The organism is Litchfieldella anticariensis FP35 = DSM 16096 (assembly GCF_000409775.1).
GTDB lineage: Bacteria > Pseudomonadota > Gammaproteobacteria > Pseudomonadales > Halomonadaceae > Litchfieldella > Litchfieldella anticariensis.
Window position 1 is genome coordinate 156,199 of sequence record NZ_KE332377.1, and the last position, 16,187, is coordinate 172,385.

Here is a 16,187-nt window from a genome sequence, read left to right on the forward strand (position 1 = left end):
AAACGTCGATGTCAGGCTGGTCCCTATACATACGCCTGCTGGGCTACGTCAGGCCGTATTGGAAGTCCTTCCTGCTGGCCGTATTGGGGTATGGCATCTATGCGGCATCGAGTACGGCCCTGGCGGAGATGATGAAGCGGCTGATCGACGGCATTCAAAATCCCGATGCTGCCTTTCGCCTGTTCTTGCCGATCTTCGTGGTCGGCATGTTTGCCACCCGTGGGGCAGGCACTTTCCTTGGTACCTATTTCATGAGCAATGTGGCTCGTAACGTGGTGCATGCACTGCGCTGCGATGTGTTCGATCATATGCTGCACTTGCCCGGTCGCTTTTTCGATTCTCACTCCAGTGGCCACCTGATCTCACGGGTGACCTATCATGTTGAGCAAGTGACGGGGGCGGCGAGCAATGCCATCACGATCCTGTTGCGTGAAGGGTTGTTCGTGATCGGCCTGCTCATCTATTTATTGTGGACCAACTGGTTGTTGACACTGTTGTTTCTTGGCGTGACTCCCTTGATCGGCGGAGTGGTCAGTTATGCCAGTAAACGGTTTCGGCGCATCTCGCAGCGTATCCAACACTCTATGGGGGATGTGACCCACGTGGCCTCGGAAGCCCTATCTGGCTATCGCGTGGTGCGTACCCATGGCGCTGAAGACTATGAGAAGCGCCGTTTCGCCAACGCCAGCGAATACAACCGTCAGCAAAGCATGAAAGAAGCACTGACCAAGGCCACCAGCACGCCGGTGATCCAGCTTTTGGTGGCGCTGGCGCTGGCAGTATTGGTTTGGTTTGCCATGTCACCGGCCTTGATGGCCAATATGACGCCAGGCGAATTCGTAGCCTTCATTACCGCAGCTTCGTTGATGGCTAAACCCGTGCGTCAGCTTACTGAGATCAATAGTTCCATCCAGAAGGGAATCGCCGCCTCGGGTGAGCTGTTTGGCTTGCTCGAAGAGCCCGGGGAGCCTGATGAAGGAACTCGCGAGCCACCGCGCTTTGCCGGCAGAGTTCGCTTCGAGGGGATACGCTTCGCTTATGGCGAGGAGCAACCTGAAGTGCTCAAGGGGATCGATCTTGATGTTGCCCCCGGAGAGATGGTTGCCATCGTCGGGCGTTCGGGAAGTGGCAAATCAACGCTTGTCAGTTTATTGCCACGTTTCTACCGCCCGACCGCAGGGCGTATTCTCATCGACGGCGTCCCCATCGAAGAGTATCGATTGTCTCCACTGCGCCGTCAGATCGCCTTGGTATCGCAACAGGTCACATTGTTCAATACCAGTATCGCCGACAATATCTCCTATGGTGTGCCAGGCGCGAGCCGAGAAGCGATCGAAGCGGCGGCAAGCGCCGCCTATGCCGATGAGTTCATCGCACGTCTTCCAGCGGGCTACGATACCGTCGTCGGTGACAATGGCGTGATGCTCTCAGGGGGGCAACGACAGCGCCTGGCCATTGCCCGGGCGATCTTCAAGGATGCCCCGATCCTGATTCTCGATGAGGCGACCTCGGCGTTGGATACCGAGTCGGAGCGCTATATCCAAAGAGCATTGGAAAGGGTCTGTCGCGATCGCACGACTTTCGTCATCGCCCACCGCTTGTCGACTGTTGAACGTGCCGATCGCATCCTGGTGATGGAGCAAGGGGAAATCGTCGAGCACGGAAGTCATGCCGAGCTGCTGGCGCGGGATGGGGCCTATGCAGCGTTATATCGTTTGCAGTTCCAGGAGACGGCGTGAAGGCAACCCTGAGTTCGCGCCTGTTATCGGCCTGGTATCGAGATGCCGCCTGGCTCAAGGGGTTGGTTCCGCTGGAATGGTTGTACCGAGGAGTGGTGGCCGCACGTACGCGAGCCTATGCCTCGGGGCGCAAGCCGGTGTGGCGGGGACCGATACCTGTGATCGTGGTGATCGTGGTCGGCAATATCACCCTTGGCGGGACCGGCAAGTCGCCATTGGTGGCTTGGTTAGCGCGTTGGCTGGCCGCTCAGGGGTATCGACCAGGTATCCTGTCGCGTGGCTACGGTGGACGAAGTCATGCCTATCCCTTGCGGGTACAAGCCGACACACCTGTCGGTGAGTGCGGTGATGAGCCTCTGATGCTAGCAGCGCAGACCGGGGTGCCAGTGGTAGTCGATCCTGAGCGCCCCTGCGGGGCGCGTCGCTTGTTCGAGGAGGGTTGCGATATCCTGATTAGTGACGACGGGCTGCAGCATCTGGCATTGGGACGGGACATCGAGCTGGTAGTGGTGGATGGCGAACGTGGCTTTGGTAATGCTCATTGTCTGCCCGCCGGCCCTCTCCGAGAGCCCTTGTCGCGATTGACCGGTTGCGATGCCTTGATCGTCAATGGCCACTCTAGAAAGGTTCTGCCGGAACCGTATTACGAGATGCATCTGCGGCCTCGGTACTGGCGCCGGCTTGTCGACGATACCCGGCTGGAAATCGGGGCTCAGCCCTTTTCAGGGAGGGTGCATGCCGTCGCTGGAATCGGGAATCCGGAGCGATTCTTCACTACAGTGGCCGCCTTGGGATTCGAGGTCGAGCCACATCCCTTTGCCGACCATCATGAGTTCAGAGCCGAGGACCTTGCCTTTGGCGATGATCGGCCGGTGGTGATGACGGCCAAGGATGCGGTGAAGTGTCGAGATTTAACCGATACGCGCTACTGGGTGCTGGACGTGGAGGCGTGTCCGGAGCAGAGGTTCATCGACTGGCTGGAGCGACGTCTCGAGTGCCTGGTGGAAATATCCCGAGTAGAACAATCCCCGAGTAGGGAGAGATGATGATGGATAAGGAATTGCTGGCCATGTTGGTCTGCCCATTGTGCCAGGGCAAGCTGAAGTATGATCGTGAACGTGGAGAGCTCAAGTGCCACTTCGATGGCCTGGCGTTTCCTATTCGTGACGATATCCCGGTGATGCTCGAAGAGGAAGCGAGGGTCATGGATGTCGACGAGAAGCTAGGCAAGACGCCGGGGGCTCCAAAGCATGAGTGACTTCACCGTCGTGATTCCGGCACGCTACGCGTCCAGCCGCTTGCCGGGCAAACCGTTGCTCGATATCGGTGGCGAACCGATGGTGGTACGGGTCTGGCATCAGGCCAAACAGAGCGGGGCATCGCGTGTCGTCGTCGCTACCGATGATGTGCGCATTCGCGATGCGGTAGTCGCGGTCGGTGGAGAAGCACTGATGACTCGACCCGATCATCCCACTGGTACTGATCGCTTGAGTGAGGTGGCCGAGTCATTGGCTTTGACTGAGGATGCCATCCTGGTCAACGTTCAGGGCGACGAGCCTTTGTTACCGCCAGCGCTGATCGACCAGGTGGCCCGATGTCTCGCTGAAGACCCTCAAGCCTCGATCGCGACTTTGGCCGAGCCTATCGATGATATCGAAGTGTTGTTCAACCCAAACGTAGTCAAGGTGGTACGTGACCTTGCCGGCCGTGCCTTGTATTTCTCACGTGCGCCTATTCCATGGCATCGAGAGGCGTGGGGACGGAACGCCTTCGACTCGCATTCTGCATCGTTCGAGGAAAATGGTTGGCTGCGCCATATCGGCTTATATGCTTATCGAGCTGGTTTCCTGGCGGCCTATCGTAACTGGCCACCAACACCGCTGGAACAATTGGAGCAACTCGAACAGTTGCGAGCCCTACAACAGGGGCATCGGATTCAAGTAGGGGTAGCCTGCGAGGCTCATCCCGCCGGTGTCGACACGTCCGAGGACCTGGCGCGAGTCAGGGCACTGTTAGGCGTGGGTCGCGGCGAGGAGCGATAGGCATGCGCGTACTCCTGGTTTGTCTGGGTAACATCTGCCGCTCGCCTACTGCCGAAGGCATCTTGCGGCACAAACTCGAGCAGGCTGGGCTGGCGGATCGGGTCGAAGTCGATTCTTGTGGGACTGGAGGCTGGCACGTAGGCAAGGCGCCAGACCGGCGAGCAATAGCAGCGGCAGCTCGCCGCGGCTTCGACTTGAGTGGTTTGCGAGCTCGACAGCTCGAAGCCGATGACTTCCGTCGCTTCGACTACCTGCTGGCCATGGACCGAGACAATCTTTTAGCGCTCGAGGCGCGGTGCCCACCGGACTGTCGGGCGTATATCGGACTCTTTCTCGATTTCGCTGGCTACGAGAACCAGGCAGTGCCCGATCCCTATTTCGGGGGAAAGGAAGGATTCGAGGAAGTGCTGGATTTGGTCGAAGCAGGGGCTGAAGGTCTGGTTGCTGAGTTGCATCAACGCTTGGGGGCAGTGTCTTGAGCCTCGATATACAACGGGATCGCGATCTGACATGTGCCAACACGCTAGGTCTGCCCAGTCGTGCAGAAAATTTCGTTGCTCCCGCTAACCTCGACGAATTGACAGCGACGATTTCAATGGCCGGCGAACGCCATTGGCCACTGACACTGCTGGGTGGAGGGAGCAATCTGATCCTGGGTGAATACTTGACGGGGTTAGTGGTGCAGCCGACTTTCGCCGCCTGGTGGCTGGAGCAGGGGAGGGACGACACGGTACGGGTTCACGTCGAGGCCGGTATGGACTGGCATGCCTTGGTCATGGCCTTGGTCAAACGTGAACTATGGGGTATCGAGAACCTGGCCTTGATCCCGGGGCATTGTGGGGCGGCACCGATTCAGAATATCGGGGCATATGGCGTTGAACTTGCCGAAGTGCTCGAGAGCGTGCATCTGGTATTTCTCGAAGACGGGCGCAAGGCCGTGCTGAGCGTTGCTGACTGTGCTTTCGGCTATCGCGACAGTATCTTCAAGGGAGAACTGGAAGGCCGAGTGGCGATTACCAAGCTGGTGTTGAGACTTTCCCGGCAACCGCGGCCACGTCTGGACTATGGTGATCTGGCCAAGCGTGTAGGGCCGTCACCTTCGGCACGTGAGGTCGCTGAAGCCGTATCTCAGGTGCGGCGCGAGAAGTTACCGGATCCCTTGAAGTTGGGCAACGCCGGCAGTTTCTTCAAGAATCCGCTGGTGGAGGCGGCCAAGGCACAGGCCTTATTGTCTCGCTATCCCCATATGCCACACTTTCCGCAACAGGATGGGAGTGTCAAGCTGGCGGCAGGCTGGCTGATCGACCAGTGCGAGCTCAAGGGGCACCGCGAGGGTGCTTTCGGGATTCACGAACGACAAGCACTGGTGCTGGTGCACCATGGGGGGGGCGATGCACATGGATTGCTGGCGTTTGCCAATGCCATCGCCAAGCGAGTGCAACAACGTTTCGGTGTCAGTCTCGAACGCGAACCGCGCTTGGTAGGCGTTGCCGATACCGCTTGATGGTCAGCGTGAGCAGGTTGTGAAAAGAAAACGCCCACCGCATTTTGTGCGGTGGGCGTTTTCGATTGTGCTCGACTCTGTCTTACTTGCTTTCGTCGGCTTTGGCCTGCTGCTCACGACGACGAATTTCCCGGGGGTCGTTATGTGCCCGACGCCGACGCCGAGTCGCCGATTTGGTCTCGGGCTCTGACGCAGTAGCTTTGGCTTCCGCTTCGGCCTTGGGCTCGTCGACAGCCGGCTTGGTATCTGCCTTGGCTTCGGGCTTGGGTGCCTTGGCCTTGGGCTCGGCAGCCGGCTTGGTGTCTGCCTTGGCTTCGGGCTTGGGTGCCTCGGCCTTGGGCTCGACAGTTGGCTTGGTCTCCGCCTTGGCCTCGGGCTTGGGTGCTTCGGCCTTGGGCTCGGCAGACGGCTTGGTCTCTGCCTTGGCTTCGGGCTTGGGTGCCTCGGCCTTGGGCTCGGCAGCCGGCTTGGTGTCTGCCTTGGCTTCGGGCTTGGGTGCCTCGGCCTTGGACTCGGCAGCCGGCTTGGTCTCTGCCTTGGCTTCGGGCTTGGGTGCCTCGGCCTTGGGCTCGGCAGCCGGCTTGGTCTCTGCCTTGGCCTCGGGCTTGGGTGCCTCGGCCTTGGGCTCGGCAGCCGGCTTGGTGTCTGCCTTGGCTTCGGGCTTGGGTGCCTCGGCCTTGGACTCGGCAGCCGGCTTGGTCTCTGCCTTGGCTTCGGGCTTGGGTGCCTCGGCCTTGGGCTCGACAGCCGGCTTGGTATCTGCCTTGGCCTCAGGCGGGGTTTCGTCAGCCTTGGGTTCGGCCTTGGTAGCCTCTATTTGCAGACGTTCCTGCTCTGCCTTGGCCTGGGGGTTCAACGCATGCTTGCGGGTGCGTTGGCGCGGATTGCTACGAGTCCGCTTGGGTTTGCTTTCTCCGCCAGACTTGTCGATGTCCTGGCTTGTGGCCGTATCGCTGGTGGTTACCTTGTCGGTCTGAGCCAGCTCCTGTTGACGAGAATCCTGGGGACGCTGGCTGTCATCGCTGGTACGACCGCGACCGCGCTGACCACGGCCCTGCTTACGACCCGTGTCGCGGCTCTCCGGCTTGGTATCACCTTCGCTCACTTTGGCGTCACGTGTTTCGCTACGTGTCGCTTCCTGGCGTTGGCCTCGGGCTTGGCGAGTGTCGTCGCGGCTATCGCTGCGTCCCCGACGACTTCCTCCACCATTGCGACCACCACGCCCACCTCGTTCAGTGCGTACCTCGTTCTCCTGGCGGCGAGCGCCACTCTGGCGAGCTTGGGTCTCCTGGCTTGTGGTGGAATGGGTTGCCTGGCTGTCATCGGTACCACCGAGCAACTTGGCGATTCCCTTGACGAGACGCGATAGGGTGCCTGCGCTCTGAGTGGCACTGGCCGGTGCCTTGCTTTCCACTGGAGGGGTTTCCTCCTGTAGCGAAGCGGGGGCTGGAGCATTGTGAACCACACTCTTGACTGCCGCCTCGGCACGCTGTGCGGGCTTTTCGAAGCTGGCATCGGGCTCTTTGCCGATCTCGGTCTCGGTGGATAGCTCGAAGCTCGATTTGTCGATATCCTCGTCGCCGAGATGGTCATCTCGCAGGCGTTGGACATCGTAGTGCGGTGTGTCCATTTCGGGGCTGGGCAATATTACCAACCGGACCCCTTGGCGGCGCTCGATCTCGGCAAGCACGCTGCGCTTTTCGTTGAGCAGATAGGTGGCTACCGGCACGGGCAGGATGGCGCGAATCTGGGCGCTGCGCTCCTTCATGGCCTCTTCTTCGAGCAGGCGCATGATCGACAACGACAGTGAACGGACGTCGCGAATGGTGCCTTGGCCATCGCAGCGCGGGCAGACTACCCCGCTGGTTTCACCCAGAGAGGGGCGCAAGCGCTGGCGCGACATTTCCATCAATCCGAAGCGTGAGATGCGCCCGATCTGTACCCGAGCGCGATCGAGCTTGAGCGCATCACGCACGCGGTTCTCTACCTCGCGCTGGTTGCGTGCCGGGCTCATGTCGATGAAGTCGATGACGACTAGTCCGCCGATGTCACGCAGGCGAAGTTGGCGAGCGATTTCGTCGGCGGCTTCCAGGTTGGTCTGTAGGGCGGTTTCCTCGATATCGCTGCCACGAGTGGCGCGAGCCGAGTTGATGTCGATGGAAACCAGCGCTTCGGTATGGTCGATAACGATGGAACCGCCGGAGGGCAATTTGACTTCGCGTTGATAAGCGGTCTCGATCTGCGATTCGATCTGGAAGCGCGAGAATAGCGGGACTTCGTCGGCGTAGAGCTTGATCTTTTGCTGGTACGACGGCATGACCTGACGAATGAAGCTCAAGGCTTCCTCGTGTATCTCGGAGCTATCGATCAGTACTTCACCAATATCCTGGCGGAGATAGTCGCGCATGGCGCGAATGATGACGTTGGACTCACGGTAGATCAGGAAGGGGGCGGGGCGTTTGCCGGCTTCTTCAGTGATCGATTCCCATACTTGGACCAGATAGTCGAGGTCCCATTGCAATTCTTCGGGATTGCGGCCAATACCTGCCGTGCGGACGATGACGCCCATCTTGTCGGGCAAGGTCAGTTGGCCCATGGCTTCCTTCAACTGGGCGCGTTCCTCGCCTTCGATGCGGCGTGAAATACCCCCAGCCCGTGGATTATTGGGCATCAATACCAGAAAGCGGCCAGCCAGACTGATGAAGGTCGTCAAGGCGGCCCCTTTGTTGCCACGCTCCTCCTTGTCGACCTGGATGATGACTTCTTGGCCTTCCTTGAGGACCTCCTTGATATTGGGGCGTCCACTAGGTTCCTTGACGAAATACTCGCGGGAGATTTCCTTCAGCGGCAGGAATCCATGACGGTCGGCACCGAAGTCAACGAAAGCAGCTTCGAGGGAGGGTTCGACTCGAGTGATCTTACCGCGATAGATATTGGCTTTTTTTTGCTCCCGGGCACCGGATTCGATGTCCAGGTCGTATAGGCGTTGTCCATCGACCAGCGCGACACGCAGCTCTTCTGGCTGGGTCGCATTGATGAGCATCCGTTTCATGTTGTCTCGCTAACTGAGTCGCGCCGGAAGGCGGACTGTGTGCGTCGACGAAGGCGAACCTCTGGTGCTGCGTGCTTGTGCTCAGCGCATGTCGCGGATGCGGTACAGCGCCCGGACGTGATCGTGTGGCACGAAGCAGCCACGACCACGTCATGATCATGTTGAGTACGCGGCGGCGGCAGAACATGTTTCGGCGGACGTCACCTGTCCATCCGGCCCTGCGGTCAACCGCCAGACACCTGGCATTCATCGATTCGCCAACGCCGGCCTCCGGCACGGTGTTAAAAGTCCCCGTGGCCTGCGGGTTGCCCGACATCTTGACGGACGACTCGTGGTCCGGGCGTGGCGTTCTCTCGTTCTATATCGTTTCACTTGCTGCTGGCACTTTGACGGGCTTCACATTGCCCGTCGTAGCGGCCTTATTCGTCGCTCTGGCCTGCGTGTCAGCCGTGCAGGCGCATTTTCCGGGCACTTGTTGCCCATTTGAGCGAGCTGGAAATATACCAGTAATAGGGATGAGCAGCAATTGGCGCAGATGTCACCACTCTGCGGTAGAATGCGTTTCTTTGCAGGATCGGTAATGAGGAATGGGTATGGCCGAAGGGCGTAACGTACAGTGGGTCGAGGTTGCCGAAGGGCAGGACGGCCAGCGAATCGACAACTTCTTGCGTACCCGTTTGAAGGGTGCTCCCAAATCCTTGATTTACCGGATCGTTCGCAAAGGGGAAGTCCGTGTCAACAAGAAGCGCGTCAAGGTCGACTACCGGCTGGTGGTTGGCGATCTGGTGCGTATTCCGCCGTTGCGCTTGGCACCAGAGGAAGCAGTGCGCGAGGTCAGTGACAATCTGCGTAATCTGCTGGCTGGCAGTGTGCTGGTCGAAGGTCCCGACTGGCTGGTGGTCAACAAGCCGTCCGGGTTGGCGGTGCATGGGGGAAGCGGAGTCAAGATTGGCTTGATCGAGGCGTTGCGTCAGGTGCGTGAGGATCTTGACTTTCTTGAATTGGTACATCGGCTAGATCGTGATACGTCGGGATGTCTGCTGCTGGCCAAGACTCGGCCGGCGTTACTGGCGCTCAATGATGCCCTCAAGCAGCACCAGATGCAGAAGCAATATCTGGCGCTGGTAGCAGGGCGTTGGCCGGTGCGGCGTGATTATGTCAGTGCACGACTCGAGCGTTTCGAGGCCGGCAATGGTGAGCGACGGGTGCGGGTGGACCCGCAAGGCAAGGTGTCGCGAACACGTTTCGCGGTGCGTGAGGCGTTCGTCGGGGCCACCTTGGTGGAAGCCGAACCGGTGACTGGCCGCACCCACCAGATTCGTGTGCATGCCGCCCATGCGGGTCATCCACTGCTGGGCGATGACAAGTACGGCTCTCGCGAGGGGCAGCGGCTGGCCGAGCGTCTTGGGCTCTCTCGGTTGTTCCTGCACGCCGTGTCGCTGACCTTTCCTGAACCGACCAGCGGTCGGCCGGTCCATATCAAGGCCCCGTTGGGTGATGAACTGAACGCGGCCCTGGCTAGGGCGCGCCAGCAAGTCTGATGGCTAGGAGATGCAATGCGCTACCGATTGGTGATTTTCGATTGGGACGGTACCTTGATGGACTCCGAATCACGAATCGTCACCTGTATGCAGGCGGCGGCCCGCGACATCGGCTGGAATGAGCTAAGTCGGGAAAGTGTATGCGATATCATTGGATTGGGACTTCCTGAAGCCATTGCAAGGATGTGCCCAGGCATCGATGACGACCGCGCCCTCGTGCTACGCGAGCGATACTCGCATCACTTCGTGACTGCCGACCAAGAACCAGTGGCGTTTTTCCCCGGTGTTGAGGAGGGTATTGCCCGGCTGCGGGAAAATCCCGAGCAGCGTTTGGCAGTGGCAACTGGCAAGAGCCGTCGTGGCTTGGAGCGGGTGTTTGCGGCCAATGGCAGTGGTGTCTGGTTCCATGCCAGCCGCACTGCCGATGAGACGCGCTCGAAGCCGCACCCCCAGATGCTAGAGGAACTCCTCGATGAACTTGGCGTCGAGGTGGGGGAGGCATTGATGGTGGGCGATACCGAATACGATCTGGATATGGCCCGCGTATTGGGCATGGACCGGGTGGCGGTGACTTATGGCGTACATGCCACCAACCGGCTGATGCAAAGCCAGCCTACCTTCGTCGCCGACAGCTTTTCCGACTTGATCGATTGGCTGCACCACTGACCCGATTTTCACTGCGAGCAGGATGCCATGAGTGACGACAAGCATCAGGATGGCCACGGCAATGACAGTGGCAACGATAATGGCAATGACTATGACAAGTGGACGCAAGGCCCTCAAGTGAGCGCCGAGGAGGAGAAGCGACGGCGCGAGGCACGCGATGCCGAACTTGGCAGCGATGAGCATGCTGGCGATGATGCCGAGACGCTGCGTGAGCGCCAGCGGTTGGCCCAACTCGCCATGATGGATCGTTGGATAGATGGTGTGCTCGTCGAGCAGCGTCGCTCGCGTCGCTGGAAGCTGTTTTTCCGCTTCTTCTTTGCGGCGTTGATTCTAGCGTTGCTGATCACGACTGCCTATGGTCTGTATTCGGCGGCTCAGCCATCGATTCCCTCGGCTCCTCACCTCGGTGTGGTGAAGGTCGAGGGTGTCATTGACAGTGAGTCGCCAGCCAATGCCGAACGTATCATCGAAGGTCTTGGGCGAGCATGGGAGAGTGAGAGTACCCGTGCCGTCGTGCTGCACATCAATAGCCCAGGTGGAAGCCCGGTACAGTCTCAGCGTGTCTATCGGGAGATCATGCGGCTGCGTGACAGGGGCGATAAACCGATCATCGCAGTGATCGAGGATGTCGGTGCCAGCGGTGCCTACTATATCGCGTCTGCCGCTGACGAGATCATTAGCGCACCCTCGAGTCTGGTGGGTTCCATTGGTGTGGTCTTTTCCAGTTTTGGTCTGGAGGAAGCCATTGAGCGCCTAGGAGTGGAGCGTCGGATCTTCACCGCTGGCGACAACAAGGCGTTTCTGGACCCGTTTTCGTCCATCGCGCCACAGCAGCGTGAGTTCTGGCAGCAGGTGTTGGATACCACTCACCGCCAGTTCATCGATGCCGTGAAAGAGGGGCGGGGCGAGCGTCTGACCAATGACGAGCGGTTGTTCTCAGGGTTGATCTGGACCGGCGAGCAAGCCGTTGAGCTGGGGTTGGTTGATGGCATCAATACGCTGGATGGGCTGGCACGCGAACGCTTGGAGGAGCCGCGTCTGCGTGATTATACGCCGCAGCTTGATCCCTTCGAACGTTTGTCGCGTCAATTCGGTCGGGTGGCAGCCGAATGGCTGGGTGTGCCCCGTAGCCAATCACCGGTACGCTATCAGGTTTATTAGCGATTGCTGGGCACGGCATGATCGCTACGGGCTACGGGCGCTGTGGCGTTCGCAGCTCGGTGCCTGCAGCGCGAGGCCTGGATTGCGTAGGCTTACGGCTCGGCGAGCGGGTCGAGGCCGGCTTCGCGCAGTAGTTTGCACAAGCGAATCAGGGGGAGACCGATCAGAGTGTTGGGGTCGTCTCCTTCGAGTTTTTCGAACAGGGCGATGCCCAGGCCTTCCATACGAAAGCTGCCGGCACTGTCTAGCGGTTGTTCGCGAGACACGTAATTGTCTATCTCGCGCTCGCTGAGACGGCGGAATACCACGTCATAGTATTCGTGGCTGACGCGATGCAGGCCCTGGCTCGTATCGAGCAATGCCAGACCGGTGAGAAAGCGGACACGTTGACCGGAAAAGCGGGCCAGGGTAGCGCGAGCGACGGTTTCGTTCCCGGGTTTGCCGAGAATCTCGTCATCGAAGACCGCGACTTGGTCGGCACCGATGATCAAGTGAGCGGGGTAGTCGTCAGCCAGCCGGCTGGCTTTGGTCAGCGCCAGACGATGTACCAGAGCTTCGGGCGATTCGCCAGGGCGTGGGGCTTCGTCGACATCGGGACTAGCCCAGACGTAGGGTAATCCGAGACGGTCGAGCAGTTGGCGGCGCCAGCGAGACCCCGAAGCGAGAACCAGTGATGTCATGGGGGACTTCCTCCCTGATGGCCAGGTGCCGAGGGCATCCATCAAGCCCGGCGGCGACGCTGGTAAAGTCTGCCTTGTGGCGGCTGTGATTGTACAGTGCGATGGTTGCTTTGACAGAGGGCGGGGGAGTGCCTATCATTGCGCGCCTATGTTGACCACACGACTCCCATTACAGGTCGAGCCTTATCGGCTCGCCGCCCAGAATGAACGTCTCGAGGGCCTGGTGGCGCTTGAGTCCTTCGAGCGCTTGGCACTGGATGCCGGCGTACAGGAGGGCGATTGTCGAGTGCGACTCGATTTTGGTATCGACACTCAAGGTCGGCGCGTCATAGAGGGCTGGCTCGAAGCCGAGGTGCAACTGCCATGTCGTCGCTGTCTGGAGCCGATGCCTGTGCAGATCGAGAGTCATTTTCTGCTGGGGGTGGTCACGGATGATACTTTGGCAGCAGAACTGCCAAGCACCCACGAGCCAGTACTGGTGGAAAACGAACAGCTGAATCTCCTGTCCGTGCTGGAGGATGAGTTGATCCTCAGCCTGCCCCAGGTGATTTACCACGATGAGACGCAGTGCGGCGTTTCACGCGACCAGCTGACCAGCGGGGCGGAGGCCGAAGACTCGGAGAAGCCTGCTGCGAATCCCTTCGAGGTGTTACGTACCTTGAAAGGTAAATCCTGAATTCAATGTCGATTCACTCTGGAGTGATATCTCATGGCAGTTCAACAGAACCGCAAGACCCGTTCCAAGCGCGGTATGCGCCGTAGCCACGACGCTCTTTCCGCACCGACCCTGTCCCAGGACAAGGAGACCGGTACCACTCACCTGCGCCACCATGTGTCACCGGATGGCTTCTATCGTGGTCGCAAGGTCATCGACGTTTGAGTCGATGACCTTGCTGGCGGCGCTCGATAGCTGACGCTGAACGTGCGACTCGCCATCGATGCGATGGGCGGGGACGTGGGTCCCCGCGCCACCGTTATGGGAGCCGCTCGCGCTCTTTTTGCGCATCCCCAGCTTGAAGTGCGGTTGTTTGGCCGCCAAGTCGAGCTGGAACGTGCGGTCGAAACCTTGCCGAGCTCGCTGGCTACCGTTCTATCACGTCTCTCCCTGCAGCATTCACCATCGATCATTACCGAGACCATGAGGCCCTCGAGTGCGTTGCGTGCGCCTCGTGGCTCGAGCCTTGCGATGATGCTCGATTGTGTGGCACGAGGAGAGGCCGATGCCGGGGTTAGTGCCGGCAATACCGGGGCCCTGATGGCGTTGGCGCGACGAGCGCTGGGAATGGTTGCCGAAGTGCCGCGTCCTGCGATCAGTACGGCGATACCCACACGTCTTGGTGGACGCTGCTATCTGCTGGACCTCGGTGCCAATGTCGAAGCCAGTGCCGAGCGACTGGTGGATTTCGCTCTGATGGGCGATGTCATGGCACGTGAGGTCGATGGGATGTTGGCGCCACGGGTGGCGCTGTTGAATGTGGGCGTCGAAGGCACCAAAGGAACGGTTAGTGTGCGTCAGGCCGATGCGTTGCTACGCCGAGCCAATGATCTCGACTATCGAGGGTTCGTCGAGGGCAACGGCATTTTCTCTGGTGATGTCGATGTGGTGGTTTGCGACGGATTCGTCGGCAATGCGGTGCTCAAGGCCAGCGAAGGTTTGGCTCGAATGCTGATAGATCGGGTTCAGCAGACGTTTGACGCTCACTGGACCAGTCGTCTGGTCGGCGTCTTGGCGCGTCCTGCATTGCGCCGGTTGAAAAGTCAGCTCGACCCGGTGCGCTACAATGGTGCCAGTCTGCTAGGGTTGGGAGGCATCGTGGTCAAGAGCCATGGCGGAGCTGATGCTACGGGATTTGCCTATGCCATATCGCGCGCCGTCCAAGAGGTGGAACAGGCACTGCCAGCTCGTCTTGCTTCGGAACTTGGCAGACGCCGGCCGGCAATCGTTGCCGCTACTAGTGGCCAAGGCGATGACGGAGCCGAAGTCTGCCGGCCCGATGAATACAATAGTGAAAGGTGATAGCCATGACTCAATCCCTGGCCCTCGTGTTTCCGGGGCAGGGCTCCCAGCAGGTTGGAATGATGCGGGAGCTGGCCGAACGCTACAGTGTGGTGCGTACGACCTTCGAAGAAGCCTCGGATGCCTTGGGGTACGACCTTTGGAGTGTCGTGCAGGAAGGACCGGAAGAAGCGTTGAACGCTACGGCTTGCACGCAACCGGCTTTGCTCACGTCCAGTGTCGCGGTATGGCGAGTGTGGCAGGAGCTTGAAGGACCGCGTCCACTGGCTATGGCGGGCCACAGTTTGGGTGAATATAGTGCCATGGTCTGTGCCGGCGTGTTGACCTTCGCTGAAGGGGTGCGGCTGGTGCGTTTGCGTGGTGAAGCCATGCAGGAAGCGGTACCGGTAGGGCAGGGTGCCATGGCTGCCATATTGGGCCTCGACGATTCCACGGTAGAGCAGGCGTGCGAGGACGCCGCTCAAGATGAAGTGGTTTCTGCGGTCAACTATAATGCGCCTGGCCAAGTGGTGATTGCCGGTAGCAAAACAGCAGTAGAGCGGGCCATTGCGCTTTGTCAGGAAGCCGGGGCCAAGCGTGCATTGTCCTTGCCAGTGTCGGTTCCGTCGCATTGTGAGTTGATGCGACCGGCAGCAGAGCGTCTATCATCCGCCATGCAGAAAATTGAGATTCGTCCACCGCGCTACACCGTGGTCCAGAATGTCGACGCCCAAGCGCATGCCGATGTCGAGACGCTACGCTCGCGTTTGATCGAGCAACTCTATCGACCGGTACGCTGGACTTCCTGTATCGAGGCGATGGTCGATCAGGGGGCAGAGGTATTTATCGAATGCGGTCCCGGCAAGGTGCTGACGGGGCTCAACAAGCGCATCGCGCGTGGTAGCAAGGGGTTGGCGGTCAATGATCCGGATAGTCTGGCTGCTGCACTGGAGCTGGCTCGGGATGTGGCCAACGGATAAAGGGCCGGTACAGCCCGACAACGACGTAGATTCATTCAGGACAGACTATGACAAGCGTTCGCAGAATTGCTCTGGTCACGGGGGCCAGTCGAGGTATCGGTCGTGCCATCGCCCATGAATTGGGACGTCAAGGGCGAGTGGTAATCGGTACTGCCACCAGTGATCAAGGCGCCGAAAAGATTGACGCAGATCTCAAGGAGCAGGGTATCGAAGGCGCTGGTCGTCAGCTCGATGTAACCGACCAGGCGAGTGTCGATGCGCTGATCAAATCGATTGGCGAGGAGTTCGACGCACCGACGATTCTCGTCAATAACGCTGGTATAACACGCGACAATTTGCTGATGCGGATGAAGGAAGACGAATGGGATACGGTGCTCGATACCAATCTCAAGTCCGTCTATCGTGTCTCCAAGGCTTGCTTGCGCGGCATGACCAAGGCACGCTTCGGGCGTATCGTCAGTATCAGCTCGGTGGTCGCGACCATGGGCAACCTGGGCCAGAGCAACTATGCTGCGGCCAAGGCTGGTATGGAAGGTTTTTCTCGTGCCCTGGCACGTGAAGTGGCGTCGCGCAATATCACCGTCAATGCGGTGGCGCCGGGCTTCATTGCCACCGATATGACCGAGGCATTGCCCGAGGCACAGCAGCAGGCGCTGTTGGCGCAAATTCCTCTGGCTCGTTTGGGACAACCTGAAGAAATCGCTGCTGCCGTGGCCTTTTTGACCAGTGATGCGGCCAGCTACATTACGGGCGAGACCTTGCAGGTCAATGGCGGTATGAACATGCGGTGACAGCTCGGTTGACGCTTGTGTTGCGTCGATGAGGG

Annotated in this window: 16 protein-coding genes; 14 read left to right on the forward strand and 2 right to left on the reverse strand. The window is 59.5% G+C overall.

Features of this window, described 5'->3' with window-relative positions:
• Positions 1–8 precede the first annotated feature (8 nt).
• From msbA to murB, 6 genes are read left to right on the forward strand one after another with little or no spacing between them, the layout of a single operon-like run.
• The gene (msbA, locus tag L861_RS00710; RefSeq protein WP_016414604.1) at positions 9–1,739 is read left to right on the forward strand and encodes a lipid A export permease/ATP-binding protein MsbA; all 1,731 of its coding nucleotides are present in this window, start codon (positions 9–11) and stop codon (positions 1,737–1,739) included.
• Entirely contained in the window at positions 1,736–2,785 is a 1,050-nt protein-coding gene (lpxK, locus tag L861_RS00715) for a tetraacyldisaccharide 4'-kinase (protein WP_016414605.1), read from the forward strand. Before msbA ends, lpxK begins: the two co-directional genes overlap by 4 nt.
• A 2-nt stretch (positions 2,786–2,787) precedes the next feature.
• Positions 2,788–2,997: a Trm112 family protein gene (locus L861_RS00720; protein WP_027947693.1), complete on the forward strand. Its 210-nt coding sequence runs from the start codon at positions 2,788–2,790 to the stop codon at positions 2,995–2,997.
• Positions 2,990–3,781 carry a 3-deoxy-manno-octulosonate cytidylyltransferase gene (gene kdsB, locus L861_RS00725; RefSeq protein WP_016414607.1) on the forward strand — a complete coding sequence of 264 codons (792 nt, stop codon included), beginning with the start codon at positions 2,990–2,992 and terminating at the stop codon, positions 3,779–3,781. The genes L861_RS00720 and kdsB overlap by 8 nt, the downstream gene beginning before the upstream one ends.
• Positions 3,782–3,783: 2 nt before the next feature.
• The gene (locus L861_RS00730) at positions 3,784–4,260 is read left to right on the forward strand and encodes a low molecular weight protein-tyrosine-phosphatase (RefSeq protein ID WP_016414608.1); all 477 of its coding nucleotides are present in this window, start codon (positions 3,784–3,786) and stop codon (positions 4,258–4,260) included.
• Positions 4,257–5,285, forward strand: a complete 1,029-nt coding sequence (gene murB, locus L861_RS00735) for a UDP-N-acetylmuramate dehydrogenase (protein ID WP_021029060.1) — start codon at positions 4,257–4,259, stop codon at positions 5,283–5,285. The genes L861_RS00730 and murB overlap by 4 nt, the downstream gene beginning before the upstream one ends.
• Before the next feature lie 82 nt (positions 5,286–5,367).
• Here the strand turns inward: murB and rne are convergent, their stop codons facing one another.
• Positions 5,368–8,337 (reverse strand): ribonuclease E, encoded by a 2,970-nt coding sequence (gene rne / locus L861_RS00740; protein ID WP_035567397.1) that lies wholly within the window; start codon positions 8,335–8,337, stop codon positions 5,368–5,370.
• A 593-nt stretch (positions 8,338–8,930) separates the two neighbouring features.
• On the opposite strand from rne, the gene rluC reads away from it, so the two are divergent.
• The 3 genes from rluC to sppA are packed head-to-tail and all read left to right on the forward strand — an operon-like array spanning position 8,931 to position 11,705.
• Complete coding sequence (rluC, locus tag L861_RS00745) at positions 8,931–9,878, forward strand: 23S rRNA pseudouridine(955/2504/2580) synthase RluC (protein ID WP_016414611.1); 948 nt, start codon at positions 8,931–8,933, stop codon at positions 9,876–9,878.
• A 15-nt stretch (positions 9,879–9,893) separates the two neighbouring features.
• Positions 9,894–10,544 (forward strand): HAD family hydrolase, encoded by a 651-nt coding sequence (locus L861_RS00750; RefSeq protein ID WP_016414612.1) that lies wholly within the window; start codon positions 9,894–9,896, stop codon positions 10,542–10,544.
• Positions 10,545–10,571: 27 nt separating this feature from the next.
• Positions 10,572–11,705: a signal peptide peptidase SppA gene (sppA, locus tag L861_RS00755; protein ID WP_016414613.1), complete on the forward strand. Its 1,134-nt coding sequence runs from the start codon at positions 10,572–10,574 to the stop codon at positions 11,703–11,705.
• A gap of 92 nt (positions 11,706–11,797) precedes the next feature.
• Here sppA and L861_RS00760 read toward each other — a convergent pair whose 3' ends face one another.
• A complete protein-coding gene (locus tag L861_RS00760) occupies positions 11,798–12,385 on the reverse strand; it encodes a Maf family protein (RefSeq protein ID WP_016414614.1) in 588 nt (195 codons plus the stop codon).
• 148 nt (positions 12,386–12,533) lie between these two features.
• On the opposite strand from L861_RS00760, the gene L861_RS00765 reads away from it, so the two are divergent.
• The 5 genes from L861_RS00765 to fabG are packed head-to-tail and all read left to right on the forward strand — an operon-like array spanning position 12,534 to position 16,152.
• Positions 12,534–13,061 carry a YceD family protein gene (locus tag L861_RS00765; protein WP_016414615.1) on the forward strand — a complete coding sequence of 176 codons (528 nt, stop codon included), beginning with the start codon at positions 12,534–12,536 and terminating at the stop codon, positions 13,059–13,061.
• 33 nt (positions 13,062–13,094) lie between these two features.
• Positions 13,095–13,265, forward strand: coding sequence for a 50S ribosomal protein L32 (gene rpmF, locus L861_RS00770; RefSeq protein ID WP_016414616.1), 171 nt, complete (start codon positions 13,095–13,097; stop codon positions 13,263–13,265).
• A 42-nt stretch (positions 13,266–13,307) separates the two neighbouring features.
• Positions 13,308–14,402, forward strand: coding sequence for a phosphate acyltransferase PlsX (gene plsX / locus L861_RS00775; RefSeq protein WP_021029061.1), 1,095 nt, complete (start codon positions 13,308–13,310; stop codon positions 14,400–14,402).
• 5 nt (positions 14,403–14,407) lie between these two features.
• Positions 14,408–15,361 carry an ACP S-malonyltransferase gene (fabD, locus tag L861_RS00780; protein ID WP_016414618.1) on the forward strand — a complete coding sequence of 318 codons (954 nt, stop codon included), beginning with the start codon at positions 14,408–14,410 and terminating at the stop codon, positions 15,359–15,361.
• A gap of 47 nt (positions 15,362–15,408) precedes the next feature.
• The gene (fabG, locus tag L861_RS00785; protein WP_016414619.1) at positions 15,409–16,152 is read left to right on the forward strand and encodes a 3-oxoacyl-ACP reductase FabG; all 744 of its coding nucleotides are present in this window, start codon (positions 15,409–15,411) and stop codon (positions 16,150–16,152) included.
• Positions 16,153–16,187 lie beyond the last annotated feature (35 nt).

What these genes read in the sequence shown, in the direction of transcription:
- rluC (WP_016414611.1), top strand. Translation starts at nt 8,931, where the DNA reads ATGGCCGAAGGGCGTAACGTACAGTGGGTCGAGGTTGCCGAAGGGCAG.
- L861_RS00720 (WP_027947693.1), top strand. Translation starts at nt 2,788, where the DNA reads ATGGATAAGGAATTGCTGGCCATGTTGGTCTGCCCATTGTGCCAGGGC.
- sppA (WP_016414613.1), top strand. Translation starts at nt 10,572, where the DNA reads ATGAGTGACGACAAGCATCAGGATGGCCACGGCAATGACAGTGGCAAC.
- rpmF (WP_016414616.1), top strand. Translation starts at nt 13,095, where the DNA reads ATGGCAGTTCAACAGAACCGCAAGACCCGTTCCAAGCGCGGTATGCGC.
- fabG (WP_016414619.1), top strand. Translation starts at nt 15,409, where the DNA reads ATGACAAGCGTTCGCAGAATTGCTCTGGTCACGGGGGCCAGTCGAGGT.
- fabD (WP_016414618.1), top strand. Translation starts at nt 14,408, where the DNA reads ATGACTCAATCCCTGGCCCTCGTGTTTCCGGGGCAGGGCTCCCAGCAG.
- L861_RS00730 (WP_016414608.1), top strand. Translation starts at nt 3,784, where the DNA reads ATGCGCGTACTCCTGGTTTGTCTGGGTAACATCTGCCGCTCGCCTACT.
- L861_RS00765 (WP_016414615.1), top strand. Translation starts at nt 12,534, where the DNA reads ATGTTGACCACACGACTCCCATTACAGGTCGAGCCTTATCGGCTCGCC.
- msbA (WP_016414604.1), top strand. Translation starts at nt 9, where the DNA reads ATGTCAGGCTGGTCCCTATACATACGCCTGCTGGGCTACGTCAGGCCG.
- L861_RS00750 (WP_016414612.1), top strand. Translation starts at nt 9,894, where the DNA reads ATGCGCTACCGATTGGTGATTTTCGATTGGGACGGTACCTTGATGGAC.
- L861_RS00760 (WP_016414614.1), bottom strand. Translation starts at nt 12,385, where the DNA reads ATGACATCACTGGTTCTCGCTTCGGGGTCTCGCTGGCGCCGCCAACTG.
- kdsB (WP_016414607.1), top strand. Translation starts at nt 2,990, where the DNA reads ATGAGTGACTTCACCGTCGTGATTCCGGCACGCTACGCGTCCAGCCGC.
- rne (WP_035567397.1), bottom strand. Translation starts at nt 8,337, where the DNA reads ATGAAACGGATGCTCATCAATGCGACCCAGCCAGAAGAGCTGCGTGTC.